Raw genomic sequence first — 19,957 nt, 5'->3', positions numbered from 1 at the left:
GATCAGCATTCCCCTAAGTCGTGAGCATCGAGCCCAGCAAATTTCTTCGAGATACCGGCGAGGTAGTTGTCATCCTCAGCAGCAGCCTCGGCTTGCACCGAGGCTTCTGCCTGTGGCTGAGAAGAAGTCGGCGTTGCAGAGCTGATGCGTCCTTCCGCGTCCCAGGGCTCTGGTGCGCGCACGTGTTCCCAAACGGGATTATGAAGAGCCAGATCCAGCTGGTGAACCAACTCGACGATGCCATCGTAACCGGCATAGGCGTGGTGCCGCTCCTGGTTGATGTCGAGCCAAGGCACTTTGGCTTTGAGCGCGATGAATTGCGTGCGGCCGCCCGACAGCATGATGTCCGCCTTGCTCTCCTTCAACATCGCGTACATCTCGCGCGGCGGAATGGCCTCATAGGTATGAGGATCATCCATGATCGCCTGAATGCGGGCCTTGTCCTCATCGGTCGACTTGCGCACGCTGGTGCCGACGATTTCCATGCCAACTTCTTGTAGGGCGGACACAACCGACCAGCTCTTCACGCCGCCCGTATAGAGCAACACGCGCTTGCCCTGCAGGCGCTCGCGGTAGGTCTCAAGTTTCTGCCACACCTTCTTCTCTTCTCGTGCAATCAAAGTCTCCGTGCGATCGAGAAGGTCTGGCGAGGCTCCGCGTTGGACCAACAGGCGCGCCGTCTGCCGCAAAGCATCGGACGTGTCGCTGATGCCGTAGAACGAGCCTTCGAAATAGGGAATGTCATAACGCTCCTGCATCTTGCGCGCGAGATTGATGAGCGCTGCGGAGCACACCATCATATTGGCGCGCGCGTGATGGGAGGATGCGATCTCGCGATAGCGGCCATCGCCGGAAATGCAGGAGTGAATCTTGATGCCGAGCGCCTCAAACAGAGGCTTCACCTGCCAAAGCTCACCCGACAGGTTGTATTCGCCAAGGATGTTGATCGACAACTCGCCTGGATCTTCTTCCGGCTCCATGGTGCCGATGACGTGATCCAGAAGCGTCTCGCCTGCCAGTTTGTTGCCCAGGTTCTTGGAACCTGCAAAGCCTGGGGCATTTACGGGAATTACGGGCAACTCGAATTTTTTCGAGGCATGAGAGCAGACCGCGTCGATGTCATCGCCAATCAGCGCCGTAACACAGGTCTGATAGACGAAAATCGCCGGTGGCGCGTACTCGGCCACGACTTGCTTGATGGCGCGATAAAGCTTCTTTTCGCCTTCGCCCATCACAATGTCGAGTTCGGAAAGATCGGTCGTAAAGCTGGTGCGGTAGAGTTTGGAGCCCGACGAAGCCGCGTGGCGGTTGTCCCAGCTGTTACCCTCGCAGGCGAGCGGACCATGAACAAGGTGCACGACGTCGGTGATGGGCTGGAGCGCGATCTTTGCCCCGTCGAAAGCGCAACCACCCGCAGCCGCTCCAGGCGTGAGCGGCTTTGAGCAGCCCTTTTTGCGCTCTTTTTCACTCTTGCCCTGGTTCTTATCGCAACCGGGCTCGTTAAAGACGTCCTGGATCTTGTCGTTCAAGGCCATGCCGGACCTCCAGGGAGTTTCCCTCTCCCCGCAAAAGCGGAGAGAGGGATTGGTTTTACCTAGTCAGATCGAACGAGAAGTCGGTTACGCCGGGATCGTTCGTGTCGACATCCATCACGTCCATGATCTTGTCGAGCAGCGTCACCAGCACACGCAGCGCGCCCTGGTATCCCCAGGTCGGGAAGCGGTGATGATGATGACGATCGAAGATCGGGAACGTCAGGCGGATGAGCGGAATCTTCAGGTCGCGCTCAAGGTATTTGCCGTAGGAGTTGCCGATGATGAAGTCAGCGGGCTCCGTGGCGAGCAGCGAACGCATGTGCCACAGATCCTTGCCGGCCCATACCTGGCAGTTCTTGCCGAATGGCGAAGACGCGAGCAGCGCCTTCATTTCTGCTTCCCACTCCTTGTTGCCGTTCGTGGCCAGGCAGTGGATCGGCTCACCACCCGTCTCAAGAATGAAACGCGCCATGGCGTAGACGAAGTCGGGATCGCCGTAGACGGCGTATGTCTTGCCGTGCAGCCAAGACTGGCTGTCTGCAATCGCGTCGATGAGACGGCCGCGCTCCATGCGGATCGACTCAGGGATCTCCTTGCCGGTCAGCTCCGACACCTTCATCAGGAATTCGTCGGTAGCCTGGACGCCCATCGGATAATGGAAGGTTGCCGTCTGCTGGCCGATGCTTTCGACAAACTCAAGTGTCTTCGGCGTGCAGTAGGCCTGCAACGACAATGTCGCCTTGGCGTTGATGCCATCCTTGCATTCTTCCAGCGTGGTGCCGCCATCGTACATGCGGTACTCACCGTCCGACGGCGTATCGTAGTTGTCGGACGCATCCGAGATCAGCGTGTATTCCACACCCATCAGGTCGAGGAGACGCTTCAGCTCGCGGTTGTTGCCGACGCAGTAGCCGTCGAAGCCCGGAATGATGTTGATCTTGGTGCCTTCCGTGCGGGGCTTGCCCTTCCAGAAGTGCTCAAGGATGCCCTTGACCATGTTGTCGTAGCCATTGACGTGGCTGCCGACGAATGCAGGCGTATGTGCGAACGGCACATCGAATTCCTGCGGCACCGAGCCCTTGCCTTTGGCCTGCTCGATGAAGGAATGCAGGTCGTCGCCGATGACTTCCGCCATGCACGTTGTCGACACGGCGATCATCTTCGGATCATAAAGCGCCTTCGTGTTCGCAAGACCATCGACCATGTTGTTGAGACCACCGAACACGGCGGCGTCTTCGGTCATCGACGAGGAAACGGCGGCGGATGGTTCCTTGAAGTGGCGCGAAAGATGCGAGCGATAGTACGCAACGCAGCCCTGCGAACCATGCACAAAGCTCATGGTCCTCTCGAAGCCGGCGGCAGCGAACACTGCACCAAGCGGCTGACAAGCCTTGGCGGGGTTCACACACAGCGACTCGCGAGCGAGGTTCTTTTCGCGGTATTCCCAGCTCTTGGTCCAGTCGGAGACCTCCTGAACCTTCTCGTCGGGATGGCCGCCTTCGTACTTTTCCTTCTTGTTCTTCAGCATCTCCTGGTATTCCGGCTCGCGGAACAAAGGACGATGGTCGAGAACCTTTTCAGCTGATTGGGGCATTGGACAAGTCTCCATCGTTGGCCGTCCGCCATACGGGACGCGCCTTGTGGGAGTTGAATTTTCACTAAACCCCTCTCCCCAGTTTTACGCCGGGGAGAGGTCGTAACCGCTAGGCGGCCTTCTTCTTCCAGGGAGCGTCGAACATTCCCCAAACAGGGTTGTTGATCGCCAAGTCCATGTCGCGAGCGAAGATGGCGAAGCCATCGTAGCCGTGGTACGGACCCGAGTAGTCCCAAGAGTGCATCTGACGGAACGGAATGCCCATCTTCTGAACCGGGTACTTCTCCTTGATGCCGGAGCCGACCAGGTCGGGACGCTTCTTCTCGATGAACTTTTCGAGCTCGTAGCCGGTCACGTCGTCATAGATGAGCGTGCCGCCTTTGACGTAGTGACCCGTGCGCTGGTAGTCGTCGCCGTGGCCGAATTCGTATCCGGTTCCGGTGATGACCATGCCGAGATCTTCGTAGGCGTTGACGACGTGACGAGGACGCAGGCCGCCCACGTAGAGCATCACGGTCTTGCCTTCCAGACGCGGCTTGTACTTGGCGATGACGGCATCGACCAGCGGCTGGTACTTCGCGATAACGCGCTCAGCACCTTCCTTGATCTTGTCGTCGAAGCGGGCCGCAATCTTGCGCAGGGATGCTGCGATCTGCGAGGGACCGAAGAAGTTGTACTCTTCCCACGGCATCCCGTACTTCTCTTCCATATGACGGCAGATGTAGTTCATCGACCGATAGCAATGGATGAGGTTCAGCTTGGCCTTGGGTGCGCGTTCAATTTCGGCCAGGGTCGCATCGCCCGACCAGTTACCAACGACATTGAGGCCCATTTCTTCGAGCAGAATGCGCGAAGACCAGGCGTCGCCGCCGATGTTGTAGTCGCCGATGACGTTGACGTCGTAAGGACCGGCAACGTAGTCGCTCTCTTTCTTGTCGAACACCCAGTCGCGGATTGAGTCGTTCGCGATGTGGTGGCCGAGCGACTGCGACACGCCACGGAAACCTTCGCAGCGAACCGGCACGATCGTCTTGTTGATCTCTTTGTTCTTCTTCTTCGAAACGGCCTCGATGTCGTCGCCGATCAGACCGATCGGGCATTCCGACTGGATGGTGATGCCGTTAGCGAGCGGGAACAGATCGTTGATCTCATCGATGATCTTTTCGAGCTTCTTGTCGCCGCCGAAGACGATGTCCTTCTCCTGGAAGTCGGACGTGAACTGCATCGTGACGAAGCTGTCTACGCCCGTCTTGCCGATGTAGTAGTTGCGCCGCTGCGACCACGAATATTGACCGCAACCGACAGGGCCGTGGGAGATGTGGACCATGTCCTTCACAGGACCCCACACCACACCTTTGGAACCGGCATAGGCGCAGCCGCGAATGGTCATCACGCCGGGAACCGACTTGATGTTGGATTTGACGTCGCATTCGCTCAGGGCATGACCTTCCTCGTCGGTGCCCTTGTCGGCGGCAACGCCGAGATGCTTCTTGCGCCGCTTCTGCGACTTGTCGGGATAAGCCGAGAGGACTTCCTCAATCAGCTTCTCGTTGAATTCTGGAGTGTTTGTAAAGTCATCCATAGCTTTGAGCTCCGCTTGAGCGAAAGGCCTGTTGCAGGGCCGAGGGCGGCTTCAAGGTCCGGGTTCAAAGCCCGGTTTGAGCCGCATCTTCCCCGAGTTACTGCGCTGCTGCGGCTGCCTTGGCTTCCTTGGCCTGCAGCTCGGCAAGCGCCTGCTCGTCCGTCTTCATGATGCCGAAGTCGAGCAGCATATCTTCCAGCTCTTCCATGGTGATCGGGGTCGGGATGGTGCCCTGGCCCGAGTTTGCATGGATCTTGTTGGCGAGCTGGCGGTATTCTTCAGCCTGCTTGGAGTCGGGCGCATACTGGATGACGGTCTGCTTACGAAGCTCGGCATGCTGCACGATGTTGTCGCGCGGCACGAAGTGGATGAGCTTGGAGTTGAGCCGTGCAGCCAGCGCCTCGACCAGATCCAGCTCGCGGTCGGTCTGACGCTCATTGCAGATGAGGCCGCCGAGACGAACGCCGCCGGAGTTGGCGTATTTCAGAATGCCCTTGGCGATGTTGTTGGCGGCGTAAAGCGCCATCATCTCGCCGGACATGACGATATAGATTTCCTGGGCCTTGTTTTCGCGGATGGGCATGGCGAAGCCACCGCACACGACGTCGCCAAGAACGTCATAGGAGACGTAATCGACATCGTCATAGGCGCCGTTTTCTTCAAGGAAGTTGATCGAGGTGATGACGCCGCGACCGGCGCAACCGACGCCCGGCTCAGGACCGCCGGACTCGACGCATTTGATGCCCTTGTAGCCCATCTTCAGAACGTCTTCGAGTTCGAGATCCTCGACGGAGCCTTCCTGGGCTGCAAGATGCAGAACGGTGTCCTGCGCCTTCGAGTTCAGGATAAGACGGGTGGAATCTGCTTTAGGATCGCAGCCGACGATCAGGATCTTCTGACCCAGGTCAACGAGTGCGGCCAACGTGTTTTGCGAGGTGGTCGACTTACCAATGCCACCTTTGCCGTAGAAGGCGATTTGGCGCAAAGAGCCCATGTGCTATTCCCCTTTGGATGTTTGAACCGGATTTGGAGTACCGTCGGCGCCGGTCCGACGGACCTGCCTTGCTAAGGTCTTCGCAACCTCTGTGCCAACTCAGATGGAATGCGTTTTTTCCTTATTTTTCGTGGCTTTTCGCGTAGTCGACACGCCAAACACAGCTTCGACATCGTGTGGGGAACCCGACATTTCGTCGGCTTAAATGCCTGACGGGGGGCAGGTTTCTTGCGCTGCCTCACAAACGGAAAAGGCGGCCACCGCCTACACGGAAAACCGCCTCGAATGCCTCTCAAGGTAAAGAGCTACCAACCGAAGTCAGAGCGCCGTAATAGCCTTCACTGCGTCAGCCAGGGGAACGACGATAGGCTCAATGCCCTGCTCGGCAAAAAAGCGCTCTTCCATGCGCGTCGGCTCGAAGTCGAGAACGACGAACTTCGGTCCGCCCGACCTCTTCGCGATCTGGCGCGCGTAGGTCCGCAGCATCTGGTCGTGGAAGCGGCATCCAATGAACACAAATCCGCGATCCAAGCGCCGATCCTTGACGGCGTCCGGCAGCGGCGTCTGGATGTCGATCTCCGTCAGCACCTCGACATAATCGCTATCGGCCACGAGAAAATTGTTCGCCGGCGATACCGATCCGTGCGGCTTGTAGATCAAGGTCGTCGCCGCCATGGCATCGTCGGGAGAAATTTCCTTGCCGTCCGGCGCGTAGCATTTCGTCCAGACGTCGCGCTGCTCAAGGGCGCGTGTGACACCCTGGATCTGGGCCCAATCAGTGCGGCCGGCATCCTTGAACGCCTGCGCAAGCGCGCCATCATACCAGGTATCCACAATAAGCGGGATCTTCTGGCGGGCGAGCCACAGATGCAGCGCGCCAGGCTTTACCGGCGTCTTAAAGATATCGGCCATGATGGCAACAAGCGTTTTGCGATGGCGACGTTGTTCGATGTACTGTGCGGTTCCCCACATGTTACCGCGCAGCATGGCACCGACCGGCACCTTTGCGTGCAGCTCCATCGCCAATGCCTCGGGCGTTACTGGCACTTTGGGTTCTTCTTCGAGCCCCAACAGTTCCGGCCCGAGAAACGGAATGAGATTTCCCGCAGTGATATCGGCGCCAATGTCGGCCAGACGGGTCTCCGGGTTCGGTTCTTGACCCAAGGTATGAGTTATACGCAGAGCAGGTATCGCCATGGCAGCCTCTATTGTATCGATCTCAAAACGGATAGCTCGTTGCGCAAACGCTTACGCCGCATCCGCCAGCTTCTTGGCTTCAACAGTGATCGGCAGCCGTGTATCTGCGGCCAACTCCGGCAGAGCCAGTGTCCATCCATTGCGCAGCTTCACCCAGCCGCCCCACAGTTCGGGCTTTTCGACCTCGACGATCGGCTCCTCCAAGTCCTTCTTGGGAACATAGGCGGAGAGCCCGGCGTCCGTTCGTCTGATCATCACCTTCATGTGCGGTCCTCTTTTGCTGGCTTCGGCCTGTCCAGGCTCTGCAATTCCTTCGCGCGCATCCCGACAACCGTTCCCCGGTCGATCCACTCCACCGCGTAAATGAAGAACTGCTGCAGGAATGTGCCGATGTCGCGCACATACCCGACTTCGCCTTTCTTCACGACGATCTCACCGATCTCGCGCCCACGCAGGGTTCCGTCGTTGCGAACGTTCTTCAGAGAGACAACTTTCTCGCCGGGCTTAAACAGCGGCGGCTTGAAAATCTCAACCTCCTGCTCACGCCCCAGGCCCATCGCCGCCCTCCTCTTCAAGTGCAGAAAGGCGACCGATCGCCATCGCTTGCACTTCCTCATCGCGGTCGTATTTCAGATACATGAGCGCATCCCGATTGCCGCGTTCGGCAACCGCGTAGCGCACACGCAAGTCCTCGTCGTGAACGAGGATGTCCAGTTGTTCGGGCGCCAGACGTTGAGCCACTTCGTAACGCACGAGCGGATCGGCATCGAACATCATGGGCGCCAGCTTGGTGAGCGGCATACGTCGCGCAACAACGCGACGCACCTCGGGTTCGATATCGTTCATCGCGAGTCCGACGAGATCCGCATCGATGCGTGCCACGGCTGTACGGCGAATTGCATAGTCCTGATCGTTCAGCATCTGAACCAGATCTGCACCCTCAAGACGCTGAGCTGCCGCCAACCGAACTTTGCGGTCAGGATCGTTCTTAAGCGCGGAAATGCGGTTGTACGGCAGCCTATACACAGCCATCGCCCGCACGTCGGGCTCGGGATCGTTGACCAAAGCGGTCAGCAGAAACACGCTGGCATGCTTGGCCGCCAACACCCGCAATTCCGAGTAGGGATGGCTCAGATAGCGTCCGGCAAGCGTCGGATTGTTCGCAAAGAACCGATCGATACGCTTGGAACGCCGGTCGCGCACGCAGATGCGGCCGAGATCGCACCGCTCCTGCGCGCGCATGGCGTCGTGAGGACAATCCTTGCACGATACGGGCCGGCCCAGCCAGTCAACGGCTTCGACAACCTCGTTCGCTTCCTCGACCATGCCTTTCCGCCTCCTTGCCGGGACGCGGAAGCATCAAACCGGAATGCAAGTGTCTGGCACCGGGCAGACAGCTGCGCACTGGGGCGAGTCGAAATGGCCTTCGCACTCGACGCACTTGGCAGCATCGATGATGTACATATCGCCCTTCATCCTGATGGCTGCTGTCGGGCACTCAAACTCGCACGCGCCACAAACGGTGCACTGTGAGGCGACAATCTTATAGGCCATTGCTCAATCTCCTGAGTTAACTTCGCCTTGCCGGAGTTCTTCTGATCAAGCGGTGAGGGCGTGCGGCGCCTGCTCAACCGATTGGGTGTAGAAACTAGAGATCGCCGCTTCGATGTACTCGAAGGCATAGTCGTCCGTGACCGTAATCCCGGCCGCCTTGAGATCCTTCTTGGGGCAATCTCCAATCTTGGAGCACAGAACCACGTCAACGCCCTTGAGCGTTGCAATCACGCTGTCGAGTGTGGCGTCTTCGCCGAAACCGCCCTGACAGTAAGCGTCTTCGACCTTGCGGTGGCCGACAAACAGGACGCCTTCGGAGCCAGCTTCATAGATCTGGAATTCGCGGGCGTGGCCGAAGTGCTGGTTGATGCGTCCGCCGCCCTTGGTGGCGACCGCAATCAGCATCGGGCGATCTGCGACCGACTTGATCTCGGCGATTGCCTGCGACTTGGCCGCGACGTGATCACCGCGTTCCTTCGCAACGACCTGGCGATACTGCTCGCGCTTGGCCGGATCGTAGGAGATTTCGTCGGGAAGCTGGTCGAGCGTGAACTCCTGTCCACGATCCTCACCGAGCAGGCCAACCGCATCGGCACGGCACTGACGGCAGTGACGCATCAAATTAGCCCCACCCGCGCAGGCATCCTGCAACGCCTTCAGCTCAGCATGGGTCGGCCCGCGCTGACCGGTGAGACCGTAATGCGTGCCGTGCGCCGGATCGGAAATCAGCGGCATGATGTTATGCAGGAAAGCGCCGCGCTTTTTGACTTCTTCGTTGACGATCTTGAGGTGCTCATCGTTCACGCCGGGGATCATCACCGAGTTGATCTTCGTGAGAATCCCGCGCTTGGTCAGCATCTCCAGGCCTTCCATTTGGCGGCGGTGGAGAATCTCTGAGGCCTCGCGGCCCGTATATCGTTTGTGTTTGTAGAAGATCCACGGATAGATCTTTTCGCCGATCGCGGGATCGACCATGTTGATGGTGATGGTGACGTGATCAACGTTCATGTCGGCAAGCTCATCGACATGCTCGGGCAGCGCCAGACCGTTGGTCGAAATACACAGCTTGATGTCGGGAATTTCCTTGGAAACCAGATCGAAGGTCGATTTGGTCTTCTTCCAATCGTAACAGGCATCACCCGGGCCCGCGATGCCGAGAACGGAGAGCTGCGGCACCTCGTTGGCAACGGTAATGACTTTGCGCATCGCCTGATCTGGTGTCAGCTTCTCGGAGACGACACCAGGACGGCTTTCGTTTGCGCAATCATATTTGCGGTTACAATAATTGCACTGAATGTTGCAGGCGGGCGCGACGGCCACGTGCATCCGTGCGAAATAATGGTGTGCTTCTTCCGAGTAGCAAGGATGGTCCTTGATCTTGGCCCAGACTTCTGGAGCCATATCCGCGGGCCCTGCTGACGAGCCGCAGCTGCTAGAAGAACAGCCACCCGAAGACAGCTCGCTGCGCATATCTTCGACAGACGTATCTGCAAGCAGGTCTTCGAAGGAGATCAATTCGCCGGTCATGTTCACCCCTTTCACAAAGGTCCTCTTTGTGAAGGTAAGTGCAAGCTCGGTGCCAGCTTCTATCTGGCTGATTTTGCTACATATTGCCAAAATCCGTGTGTCAGGCGCCCGACAGATCCATGTCGGCAACCCGACATCGCAGCGCCATGGTGCGGATCATTGGGGCCGCCGATTGCGAAGCGCCGGGCCACAAAAATGAGAAGCCGTGCCTTCCGGGGGACTTGGAAGGCACGGCTTCTCGATAGCGCCCCAAAAGAGCGTCAGAACTTCTTCACATCAACATTGTGTTTCTTGAGCGCATAGCCGATCTGACGCGGCGTCAGTCTTAGAATCCGCGCGGCCTTGGCCTGAACCCATCCACATCGCTCCATCGCGTCGATGAGCTGAGCGCGCGAAACCCGGGTTCCTTGGGTCCCGCACACATCTGGCGTCGTGCAATCGCCTTCGCCCGGAACCGGAGAGCCACACGCGCAGGAATGATCTTCGTCCGGCTCGGCCGCTTGAGACGGCGTCACAGGCAGCGGAATCATCGTGGCTGGCGCCCGGTTTGCGGGGGCGTGCGGCTTGGAGCGCCAAAGCACTGAAGACAAACACTCTCCATGACCGCAGGCGAAATCGATACCTTCAATGGCAGGCCCGCGCGCTAGAGTGGCCGTCCGGAAGATGCAGTTTTCCAGCTCGCGCACATTGCCCGGGAAATAGCAGGCTTTCAGAACGTCGAGCGCACCCTTGGTCAGTTGCAGATCGCGTCCGTTTTCCTTGTTGAAACGCGTCAGGAACGACTGGGCAAGCGCGGGGATGTCGCTTTTGCGCTCGCGCAAGGCCGGCAGCATCAGCGGCACCACCGAGATGCGATAGTACAGGTCGGCCCTGAACGTGCCTGCGGTGACCGCCTGTTCCAGATCCTTATTCGTGGCGGCAACGACGCGCACTTTGACTTTCTGCGTTTTCGTGCTGCCAACCCGATCGAATTCGCCCTCCTGCAGAACACGCAGCAGTTTGGCCTGGAAAGAGGGAGAAATTTCCCCGATCTCGTCGAGGAAGATCGTGCCCCCGTCCGCCAACTCGAAGCGGCCCTGACGCGCGCTCACCGCTCCGGTAAATGCACCTTTCTCATGCCCAAAAAGCTCTGATTCCAGAACGCTCTCAGGCAGCGCGGCGCAGTTCACCTTGACGAAGGGCCCTTTCGCTCGGGGCGAAAGTTCATGAATGGCGCGTGCAAAAAGCTCCTTGCCCGTGCCGGACTCGCCGCGCAGCAGCACGGTCGCGTTCGATTTGGCGACGATGGCGATCTTGTCGAGAACCGCGCGGATCTGCGGACTCTCGCCCACAATGCCGTGCGCATCCGCCTTGCTCTTGCCGATCTTGGCAGGCGCGCTCGTCGCCAACTGCTTTTCAAGCCGCCTACTCTCATCGAGCAAACGCTGCCGATCCCGGGCGATCACGCGGTGCAGATGGATGGTCTGCCCAATTAGATTGGCGATCATCGAAAGAAAGCGCACATCGGGATCAAAGCCTAACGACGACGCGCCCCCGCTCGGCCGGTCGATCGAGATCGTACCGACCACGCGGTCCTCGATCTTGATCGGGACGCCAATGAACGACTGATGCTTGAGGCTGCCGTCTGCAAGCTGGGTTGCAAACAGCGGGTGGGATTCCGCATTTTCCACAATCAGCGGCATTGCCGTAGCGATGATCTGATCTAGCGCTTGGCGCGGAATGCTGGCCGCGTCGGCGTGTGAAAGATCTTCGCTCCAGCAGTTTCCGACGACGATCTCGGGGACATCGTCATCGTCAAGCAGCATGATCGTGCCCTGCCTCATGTCGAGATAGGAAGACAGCAGGTTGAGCACGTTGGAGAGCGTGGTTTCCAGGCGCGCAGGCTTCGCGAGAATCTTTGAGACCTCATAAATCCCGCTTAGCGCTACTTCACCTTGCAATCTGCTTATGGCCTGGCTCGCTCCACGCTCTGTAGCGAGCGGCATTCCGGCCGAATGGGATGCCATCATCGTTAAAGCCCTTTCAAATGGGCTGAGACATAAGACGTCTCTTTCGCATGTGCAAAATTGTACGCCCCTCAACCGGGGTTTGTCGCGCCAATCTTTTTTGCAAACCCCATGAATTTATTGGGCACTGTGCCTTTTTGCAGTGCGTCGGCAGTGCGACCAACTAACCGGCAACGGTCAGACTGAGACGTCACCGACACAAGCGACATTTTGTAGGCTTCGGGACATCGCACCCCGATAATGTGACAGCAACAATGCAGGTATTTCGGGCCCTTGGTTTATCGGCACATCTCTTGCTGAGTGGCGCTCACGTCCGGCGTCCTTACAAGAATTGGCTGCACACCCATGGCCCAAATTACCTTTGCTTCACCACTGCTGCATAAAGACGTTACCGTCTACGCCATCGCAGGCGACCGAGGCACGATTCTCGCCATTGCCGAGAAGAACAAGATCCCTCTGCCTTTCGAGTGCCGCGACGGCAATTGCGGATCCTGCCTCATCGAAGTTGAGCATTTGTCCGGCAAGAACATGGGCGAGATGCTCACCGACAAGGAAAAAAGCCTGCTCAAATCCCTTGGTAAGATCACCAAGGAAGAAATTGAGCGGGCCGCGGTGAACGACATCAACCCACGCTTCCGACTCGCCTGTCAGTACATCGTGCGCGACGAGGACATTCGGGTGAAATTCACCGGCGTGCCGGGCGGCGCCTGACACCGCCAGCTTCACGCCGCGCCGAAAATTCACACGCTACCGGGATGAAGTGCCATGCTCCTAGAGGATGTGACCACGTCCGTTGAAGTCTTCCTTTGCTACGCCGTCAAACTGGAAGAAGAGGCAACCTTGCGCTTCGGCCACCTTGCCGATTCCATGGAAGCGGCGGGCAACAAACCCGTCGGTGCGCTGTTTCGCAAGCTCTCCGACTACTCGCGCATGCATTTGCAGGATGCGAAAGCCAGATCCGGCTTCCGCGAGATCCCCGTGATCCTGCCTGACGACTACCAGTGGCCGGATTTTGAAAGTCCTGAAACAGCCGCGATATGGGCGTCCGACCCGCTGATTGCCTACGACGAGGCGATTGAAATCGCCCTCGAAAGCGAGAAGCGCGGACATGCGTTCTACAAGCTCGTACACGACACCACGACCAATCCCGAGATCAAAGTCCTTGCCAAGGAATTCGTCGAGGAAGAAGCCGAGCACGTCCAGTGGCTGGAGAAGTGGATCGCCGACCACGGCAAAAAAAAATCGAAACTCGCAGTGCCTGGCTGACGCCTCGTTGACGCTCCTGATGGCTATCGAAACCCAACAGCGATTGTCGGGCAGCCTACAATTTGTCGCGTGGCGAACACTGGAAATCACGCATTTCCAATAACTTACACATGGCACAGCGTTTGCTGAGCCTTAGCCTGACCGCATCCACACGCAGGAGTTCACAATGCTCGGAATTGGCGACAAGCTTCCTCCATTCGAGATCACAGGTGTGAAGCCAGGCTTCAACGCCCATGAAGAAAAGGGACAGAGCGCGTTCGAGACGCTCACCCAGGATAGCTTTCCGGGAAAATGGAAGGTGATCTTTTTCTATCCGAAGGACTTCACTTTCGTCTGCCCAACGGAGATCGCAGAGTTCGCCAGCCTCACGCGCGATTTTGCCGATCGCGATGCCGTAGTCCTGGGCGGCTCTTCGGACAACGAGTTCTGCAAACTTGCCTGGCGTCGCGATCACAAGTCGCTCGACAAGCTGCCGATCTGGTCCTTCGCGGACACCACAGGTTCGCTGATCGACGGCTTGGGCGTGCGCTCTTCAGCTGGCGTCGCCTATCGCTACACATACATTGTCGATCCCGACAACGTCATCCAGCACGTTTACGCGACGAACTTGAATGTGGGTCGCAATCCTAAGGATACCTTGCGCGTGCTTGATGCACTTCAAACGGATGAGCTGTGCCCGTGCAATCGCCAGGTCGGCGGCGAAACTCTGAAAGCAGCCTAGATCTTCATCAAAAGACCCACGAGCCACAGCGCGCACGCGCGTGCTGTGGCTTTGGACTGTTCGCTTCTGAAAAGTGGAAACCCGTGCCATGATGATCGATGCGCTGATTGCGCGCTTGCCGGACTACGCAAAAGATGTCCGGCTCAATCTGTCCTCCCTTGTCAGCGATGATACGCTTGCCCCCCAGACGAAATTTGGGCTGCTGCTCGCATGCGCTATCACGACGCGATGCCCTGACCTGATTGCTGCGTTCGAACAGGAAGCAGCTCTAAAAACCTCGCCGCAAACCGTCTCTGCTGCCAAAGCGGCGGCCGCTATCATGGCTATGAATAATGTCTACTACCGCTTTCTGCATCTCGTGCCGGAAAAAGAATATGCGTCGATGCCAGCGCGCTTGCGCATGAACGTGATTGCAAACCCTGGGGTTGAAAAGGCGGATTTCGAGCTTTGGTCGCTGGCGGTCTCGACAATCAACGGATGCGGCGCCTGCATGGAAGCGCACGAGAAAGAACTGCGCAAACACAACGTGCCGTCGTCTACGATCCAAACCGCCGTGCGGTATGCCGCCATTCTTCAATCCGTCGCCGTCGTCCTGCAGACGGCTGAGCCTGCACAGGCCTCGTCCGTCGCCGCCGAATAGCCAAATTCAAAAATGGTGGGGCGTGACAATGCGCAAGCCCACCATTCAATCTACAGAACTACGCAAGTTTGCGGCACACGCTTATCGACGACAACTTGATCGCAAGCACCCGTTCGACAGGTATTCCGCATCATCGCCGCTGACGGCCGCGGGCTGCGAACTTCGACAAAGAGGCAAAAAGAAAAACCCCCGGCTTGGACCGGGGGTTTTTTGGAATGGTTCCCGGGGGAGGAACCCAAACCATTGATGCTGCTTCACGGGGGAGAAAAGCAGGCATCCAGGGGTTCCTGAAGGGGCAAGGAACCACACCTCCGATATAGGGCCGTTCGCGAGGAGGAAAAGGGGCCCAACCCATACTTTTATGTAAAACTGCGGAATTTTATCTGAATGCTCAGAAATAGCGAAGTCTGACCGTCGTCACCATTTGGAAAACTGATCTTTTTCGCGAAGAACGCTGCCTTCAAGCAGCTTACGATCTTGTATGTGGCAAGCCCAACTCCAGAACATATTTGCGATGAGGATACATCGCGTGCCGGGATCACAAGCGGACCTAGCTCGGCAGAAATGACTGCAAATGTTGCACGAATTGCCAGTGATCTCGCGCGACGCAATCTAATCCCCCGCCTAAGACTAAAGAGAATGGAGTTTCCAATGCGTTTTAAAGCCTTTTCCTTGGCCGCAATTGCAATGGCCATAGCCCTTCCCGCACACGCCGAAAACATGGGCAGTAAAGAGGCCGCTGCACTCGGCGGCAATGTCTTCAAAAAGCTAGATAAGAACCATGACGGCAAGCTGGACGCCAACGAGTTTCAGGCGCTCGTCAAGCATCACTTCAACAAGGCCGATAAGAACCACGATGGCGTCGTGGATCAGGACGAAATGGGCGGCGCCGAGGCAAACGCACTCATTCAAATGAAGGAATTCTAAGCGATCGGCTGGCCGATCTAACGCGGGCCATCGCTGCCACTATTTCGCGGCGCCACTCTCCGCCTCTTTCAAATATTCATCGAGAGGCACCAGCAAATTATTGGCACTACTAAGTTTCTGCGAGAGCGTTTGGGCAGCAACGACCATCGCACTCGTTAGCCCGCGCGTACTCGCAATATTTTTTTTGGCATGGTTCTCGGGCGAAGGGTCCTTGGTGGCTGAGACCAAGAGCAGCGCCACGCCCGCGACCTTGTTTTCCTTCACGCCCTGGCCGCGCAAATACAGCATGCCGAGGTTGCCTATGGCTAGCGCATCGCCTTGTGCCGAGGCCTTGCGATACCACTCATTTGCCTTTTCAAAGTCAACCTTGGTGCCACGACCATTTTCGTAGAGCACTCCCAGATTGAATTGCGCGTCGGCATTTCCCTGTGATGCGGCCTTCTCGTACCAAGCAAGCGCTTTGCTTTCGTCTTTGCCGACGCCGATCCCCCGCTCATACATGACGGCGACGTTGAATTGGGAAGAGGCGTGGCCCTCCTCCGCAGCCTTGAGAAAGGCTTGGTAAGCGCGCGGCATATCGTTGGCTTGAAGCGCAGAGACCCCGGCCTGGAAATTGGCGTTGTCGTCAGCCTGGGCATGAGCCACGCCGGCAAATGCCTTGAGGCAGAGGAGGCAAAGGAGGAGCGCGAGAGCTAGGGATCTGGAGGGTTTCATCTCTTGCTGACTTTCCATCGTGACTCAATATCGAGAGGAGACAGAATTTTCCGGCCAAATCTAGCGCCTCGCGTGCTTCCATATTTTTCGCGCAGCTGTGGTGCCATAGCCAGCTCGAAATTATGGTGAACCCGGTCAGAATCGCACCACCGACCCTCTGAAAGAATGAAATCTGCTCGAAGACGCACGTCTCACACATCTTTAAATTCATTGCTATCATTTAGACGGCGCAACAAGTTGTGCGACGGCTGCGTAATCGCCATCGCTCCACATGCGTTACAACGCTACGATTATTTCACGTGCTTGCTTGGCTATTTCGCAGCTTCCGCCTCGGCGGCTGCCTGAGCTCGTTCCAGGACGTATTCCCGAATATCCTTCGGCCAACGAGCCATCAGCCCTGGCAACTGGGCTGTTTCGCCAGCAAACAGAGCCCTACACACATCCTCGTAGTGGGAACGGTCTCCTGCCAACGCAGACAGAAATTGGCTGAGTGCTGCACGAATTCGGCGCGCACGTTCTCTTCCGGGTTCGTGTCGAATGGCCGCCTCGACCAACCGGCGTAGAGCAGCAGACGCCCCAATCGGTTGCTCCTCCAGCCAATCCCAATGTCTCGGTAGAAGCGAAATTTCGCGGCCTACAACACCAAGCTTCGGTCTTCCCGGACCGCGTGACGTCTCTGTCGAATAGCGCTTAAGCACATCATCAAGACAACCCCGGAGGTCCAGCTCGACACGCTTGCCGGTATTACCGTCGAACACAAGAATTTGCTCAGACGGCTCGCGTTCAAACCTCTCTTTGAGGTTCGGCAAGATGTCTGACAACGGGCCGCTGGCAACGCAGCGGGGCCCGACAAAAGCAACGAAGGCTGGCAATCGATCCATGAAGTCATTTATACCCGGATAAAATTATGCCGTCAATATATCCGGGTAAAATACAATGCGCGGTGCGCCTCCGCTGCCAAAAAAAGGTGGCCAAGGTCACCCCGCACCATTGATCGCGGTGAGGTTACTTTAGCGTTCGCGCCCACTCACCTGTCAGAAGCACAGCCAAGCGCCCAAGCAAGTCTTGGGCGTTGCGCCTTTGCATGCGACCTGCGAGGAGTGACACGTCGTCATCAACGTTTCTGTTTTGCAGGTCGTGTGCACCGGCCCCTTGCCCACTCGCCCCTGCGCAGCGAGCGTATTTTTGAGTGCGTTTGTCGAGAAGAGCACGGCGGTATCGTAGGTCAACGTTGAGCCGAGGGCCGTGATCCTGGCACAATCGGCGGCCTGAGCCGTCGCCGAAATCGCGCACAACGTCGCCGCGGCCACAAAGCCGAATTTCAAGGTCTGCATTGCCACCTCCGAGAATGGAATCTTAGCAGGACGCTAGTTGGGCGCATGGCCGCTGCCAAGGAATACGCTGTTGCAGATGGGATTTATCCGCAAAAACCGTCAATTATGACACAAACTGTAAGGGAACACCTTCGCGAGGCGGAGTTGCTGGCGTGTCGCCAGCCGGGACGAAAAACGGCGGCAATCCGAACTACGCCGGCTCCTCGTCGGAGAGCAGACGTCACCCTGACAGGAACTGGGGCCAGGACCAGTCGTCGGCACCGCACCGGCGCCCCCCCAAGCCAGTCATCGATGTATTGAGCACATTGCCGCACTGCAACATATAATATTGCATCGCACAATAAGCGTGTCTACACAACTGCGGCCGGTCTGCTGATGCCGTAGGTGTTTGATGTCAAAAAAATTCCTAATCGTTAGCGATCATTCATGCTCCGCGTGTGCGCTGCAGCAGGCTATGGCGAAAGTGTTCCCCGCCATTCGGCGTGTTCACGTCCGAACCATCCACCACGCATTGGGTCTGATTGCGGCCGAGGGAACCATTGACTTGGTGCTGCTCGATTACTGGCTTCCCCATGTCTACTGCCCTCGCGACGTGAATGAATTGTACCGCCAGTGGCCGCGCATGCCCGTCGTCGTCGTTTCTGCGTTCCGTCGGCCCGATGATGGATTCAGGAGGTCGGTCCTCTACGCCTGCAAGTCCCTAAGCAGCGAGAGCCTTAGAAGGGCGGTTCATGCGGCACTTGAAGGTGGAGTTCTTCACTGTAATGCCCCGGCGCCCGATATTTCAGACTCAGAAGAGATAGCAAGGCTTAAGCGCAGGCTCTGCACCCTCACTGACCAACAGTTCCGCGTGCTTGGCATGCTTTGCCGTGGGCTGCTTAACAAGCAAATCGCCCATGCTCTCTCAATCGAAGAGACCACGGTGAAGGCCCACAACAGGGACATTTTTCGTAAGCTCAAGGTCGTCTCACGCGTGGAGGCGGCACTTCTGGTTGCCGAGTTGAACTTGGGCTCCGTTCTAAGCATGGTCGATACGAGCAAAGAATTTGCTCGCTAGAGACGCCGCGGATGACCCAGGTACTAATTGACGTTGGGTTCGCTCGACCGATCTTCAAACTCTCTGGCAGAGCCCCGGATAATTTAGATAAACCGCTTCGCTGCCGCATAGCTCGGATGGAACCAGCCTAACCAGACATTAGCAAGCGCTGCCGTTGTGAGTAAGTTTGGTGGCCCCCTCCAGGATTTGCGGTCCAATTTCGGAGACGGACCTCGTGCCAGTCAACGCCATTGATACGTCGAGTTGCTTGCGGAGTATGGCGATCGCCTTTGCCACGCCTGCCTCGCCAGCGGCTCCTAAGCCGTACGCAGCAGCCCGGCCTATTAAACAGCCGCGTGCGCCCAGAGCTAGCGCCCGCAGTATGTCCTGTCCCGATCGAATGCCACCATCAAACAAGACCTCAACTTTATCGCCGACAGCCTCGACCACTCTAGGAAGGGATGAGATCGAGGATGGCGCGCCATCGAGTTGCCGTCCTCCATGGTTCGATACGATAATCGCCGAGACACCCAACTCTGCTGCTATTTTCGCATCTTCGACATCAAGTATACCTTTAAGAACAAGCTTTCCTGGCCATATGCTCCTGATCCACTCGACGTCCTTCCAGTTCAGCGTTGGGTCGAACTGATTGGCAACCCATTCCGCCAAAGACACGATGCTATCCGCCCCCTTTATGCGCGAAGCCAAGTTGCCGAACGTTTTGCGTCTTCCGTTTTGGATACCGACGGCCCAGGCGGGTTTCGTTAGGACGTCCAGAACGTTTGATAGAGTTACTTTGAGCGGCACCGTCAGGCCATTCTTTGAATCGCAATAGCGCTCACCCTGCACCTGCAGGTCCAATGTTGTGACAAGGGCATTGCATTTGGCTGCGATCGCACGCTCGATTAATTCGCGCACGAACCCTCGATCGCGCATAACGTAGAGTTGGAACCAGAAAGGCTGCTCGACAGCTTGAGCTACATCCTCGATCGAGCAGATGGACATGGTACTGAGGCAGAACGGAATGCCCGCCTTTTGAGCCGCACGGCAGACGTGGATCTCGCCATCCCCGCGCATCATCCCGAGCAGGCCAACCGGAGCTATAGCAAGTGGCAACTCGGCGCTCTCGCCAATCAGTTCGGTGCTCAGGATCCTGTTGCTAACATCGATACCTACGCGCTGCCTCAATTCGAGCGCTTCGAAGTCTCGGCAGTTGGCCCGCAGGGTGGATTGGGAATAAGACCCATGATCCATGTATTCAAAAAAGGCTTTCGGAACGCGGCGCTCCGCGAGCGCGCGCAGGTCTTCGATGCTTGTGCATAGAGGCAAG

At 57.5% G+C, this 19,957-nt stretch carries 21 protein-coding genes; 6 read left to right on the top strand and 15 right to left on the bottom strand.

Translation table 11 applies throughout. The annotated features are described in order from the left end of the window. Positions 1-2: 2 nt before the first annotated feature. The 11 genes from nifE to nifA form a co-directional block, all read right to left on the bottom strand. Positions 3-1,535 (bottom strand): nitrogenase iron-molybdenum cofactor biosynthesis protein NifE, encoded by a 1,533-nt coding sequence (nifE, locus tag R3D51_13020; GenBank protein MEZ5900398.1) that lies wholly within the window; start codon positions 1,533-1,535, stop codon positions 3-5. Between the two features lie 55 nt (positions 1,536-1,590). Next, on the bottom strand, positions 1,591-3,129 hold the full coding sequence (gene nifK / locus R3D51_13015) for a nitrogenase molybdenum-iron protein subunit beta (GenBank protein ID MEZ5900397.1): 1,539 nt from the start codon (positions 3,127-3,129) through the stop codon (positions 1,591-1,593). A 109-nt stretch (positions 3,130-3,238) separates the two neighbouring features. Next, positions 3,239-4,711: a nitrogenase molybdenum-iron protein alpha chain gene (nifD, locus tag R3D51_13010; GenBank protein ID MEZ5900396.1), complete on the bottom strand. Its 1,473-nt coding sequence runs from the start codon at positions 4,709-4,711 to the stop codon at positions 3,239-3,241. Positions 4,712-4,808: 97 nt separating this feature from the next. Then, positions 4,809-5,705 (bottom strand): nitrogenase iron protein, encoded by an 897-nt coding sequence (gene nifH, locus R3D51_13005; protein MEZ5900395.1) that lies wholly within the window; start codon positions 5,703-5,705, stop codon positions 4,809-4,811. 318 nt (positions 5,706-6,023) lie between these two features. Next, positions 6,024-6,902 carry an SIR2 family protein gene (locus R3D51_13000; GenBank protein ID MEZ5900394.1) on the bottom strand — a complete coding sequence of 293 codons (879 nt, stop codon included), beginning with the start codon at positions 6,900-6,902 and terminating at the stop codon, positions 6,024-6,026. 51 nt (positions 6,903-6,953) lie between these two features. Further along, entirely contained in the window at positions 6,954-7,166 is a 213-nt protein-coding gene (gene nifT, locus R3D51_12995; protein ID MEZ5900393.1) for a putative nitrogen fixation protein NifT, read from the bottom strand. Then, a complete protein-coding gene (locus R3D51_12990) occupies positions 7,163-7,459 on the bottom strand; it encodes a nitrogen fixation protein NifZ (GenBank protein ID MEZ5900392.1) in 297 nt (98 codons plus the stop codon). Before R3D51_12990 ends, nifT begins: the two co-directional genes overlap by 4 nt. Further along, the gene (locus R3D51_12985; GenBank protein ID MEZ5900391.1) at positions 7,443-8,228 is read right to left on the bottom strand and encodes a 4Fe4S-binding leucine-rich repeat protein; all 786 of its coding nucleotides are present in this window, start codon (positions 8,226-8,228) and stop codon (positions 7,443-7,445) included. The genes R3D51_12990 and R3D51_12985 overlap by 17 nt, the downstream gene beginning before the upstream one ends. A 33-nt stretch (positions 8,229-8,261) precedes the next feature. Further along, positions 8,262-8,456, bottom strand: coding sequence for a 4Fe-4S binding protein (locus R3D51_12980; protein ID MEZ5900390.1), 195 nt, complete (start codon positions 8,454-8,456; stop codon positions 8,262-8,264). A 45-nt stretch (positions 8,457-8,501) separates the two neighbouring features. After that, complete coding sequence (nifB, locus tag R3D51_12975) at positions 8,502-9,983, bottom strand: nitrogenase cofactor biosynthesis protein NifB (GenBank protein ID MEZ5900389.1); 1,482 nt, start codon at positions 9,981-9,983, stop codon at positions 8,502-8,504. 260 nt (positions 9,984-10,243) lie between these two features. After that, positions 10,244-11,968, bottom strand: coding sequence for a nif-specific transcriptional activator NifA (gene nifA, locus R3D51_12970; protein ID MEZ5900388.1), 1,725 nt, complete (start codon positions 11,966-11,968; stop codon positions 10,244-10,246). A 366-nt stretch (positions 11,969-12,334) separates the two neighbouring features. Between nifA and R3D51_12965 the strand changes: the two genes are divergently transcribed. The 5 genes from R3D51_12965 (at position 12,335) to R3D51_12945 (ending at position 15,543) form a co-directional block, all read left to right on the top strand. After that, positions 12,335-12,700 carry a 2Fe-2S iron-sulfur cluster-binding protein gene (locus R3D51_12965; GenBank protein ID MEZ5900387.1) on the top strand — a complete coding sequence of 122 codons (366 nt, stop codon included), beginning with the start codon at positions 12,335-12,337 and terminating at the stop codon, positions 12,698-12,700. A gap of 54 nt (positions 12,701-12,754) precedes the next feature. Further along, on the top strand, positions 12,755-13,255 hold the full coding sequence (locus R3D51_12960; GenBank protein ID MEZ5900386.1) for a ferritin family protein: 501 nt from the start codon (positions 12,755-12,757) through the stop codon (positions 13,253-13,255). 166 nt (positions 13,256-13,421) lie between these two features. Continuing rightward, positions 13,422-13,976: a peroxiredoxin gene (locus tag R3D51_12955; GenBank protein MEZ5900385.1), complete on the top strand. Its 555-nt coding sequence runs from the start codon at positions 13,422-13,424 to the stop codon at positions 13,974-13,976. A gap of 88 nt (positions 13,977-14,064) precedes the next feature. Beyond that, positions 14,065-14,616: a carboxymuconolactone decarboxylase family protein gene (locus R3D51_12950; GenBank protein MEZ5900384.1), complete on the top strand. Its 552-nt coding sequence runs from the start codon at positions 14,065-14,067 to the stop codon at positions 14,614-14,616. Positions 14,617-15,267: 651 nt separating this feature from the next. Then, a complete protein-coding gene (locus R3D51_12945; protein ID MEZ5900383.1) occupies positions 15,268-15,543 on the top strand; it encodes an EF-hand domain-containing protein in 276 nt (91 codons plus the stop codon). A 39-nt stretch (positions 15,544-15,582) separates the two neighbouring features. Here the strand turns inward: R3D51_12945 and R3D51_12940 are convergent, their stop codons facing one another. The 3 genes from R3D51_12940 to R3D51_12930 form a co-directional block, all read right to left on the bottom strand. Further along, the gene (locus R3D51_12940; protein ID MEZ5900382.1) at positions 15,583-16,257 is read right to left on the bottom strand and encodes a tetratricopeptide repeat protein; all 675 of its coding nucleotides are present in this window, start codon (positions 16,255-16,257) and stop codon (positions 15,583-15,585) included. 311 nt (positions 16,258-16,568) lie between these two features. Next, complete coding sequence (locus tag R3D51_12935) at positions 16,569-17,138, bottom strand: DUF2239 family protein (protein ID MEZ5900381.1); 570 nt, start codon at positions 17,136-17,138, stop codon at positions 16,569-16,571. Between the two features lie 153 nt (positions 17,139-17,291). Further along, the gene (locus R3D51_12930) at positions 17,292-17,591 is read right to left on the bottom strand and encodes a hypothetical protein (GenBank protein MEZ5900380.1); all 300 of its coding nucleotides are present in this window, start codon (positions 17,589-17,591) and stop codon (positions 17,292-17,294) included. A gap of 454 nt (positions 17,592-18,045) precedes the next feature. Here R3D51_12930 and R3D51_12925 point away from each other — a divergent pair, with 454 nt between their 5' ends. Further along, entirely contained in the window at positions 18,046-18,648 is a 603-nt protein-coding gene (locus tag R3D51_12925; protein ID MEZ5900379.1) for a response regulator transcription factor, read from the top strand. Between the two features lie 138 nt (positions 18,649-18,786). Here R3D51_12925 and R3D51_12920 read toward each other — a convergent pair whose 3' ends face one another. Beyond that, a complete protein-coding gene (locus tag R3D51_12920; GenBank protein ID MEZ5900378.1) occupies positions 18,787-19,956 on the bottom strand; it encodes an alpha-hydroxy acid oxidase in 1,170 nt (389 codons plus the stop codon). Position 19,957 lies beyond the last annotated feature (1 nt).

The organism is Hyphomicrobiaceae bacterium (genome assembly GCA_041397645.1).
Taxonomy (GTDB): Bacteria; Pseudomonadota; Alphaproteobacteria; order Rhizobiales; family Hyphomicrobiaceae; genus Hyphomicrobium_B.
The sequence above is the reverse complement of the archived record's forward strand: the minus strand, read 5'-3'. Positions and strand labels throughout refer to the sequence as shown.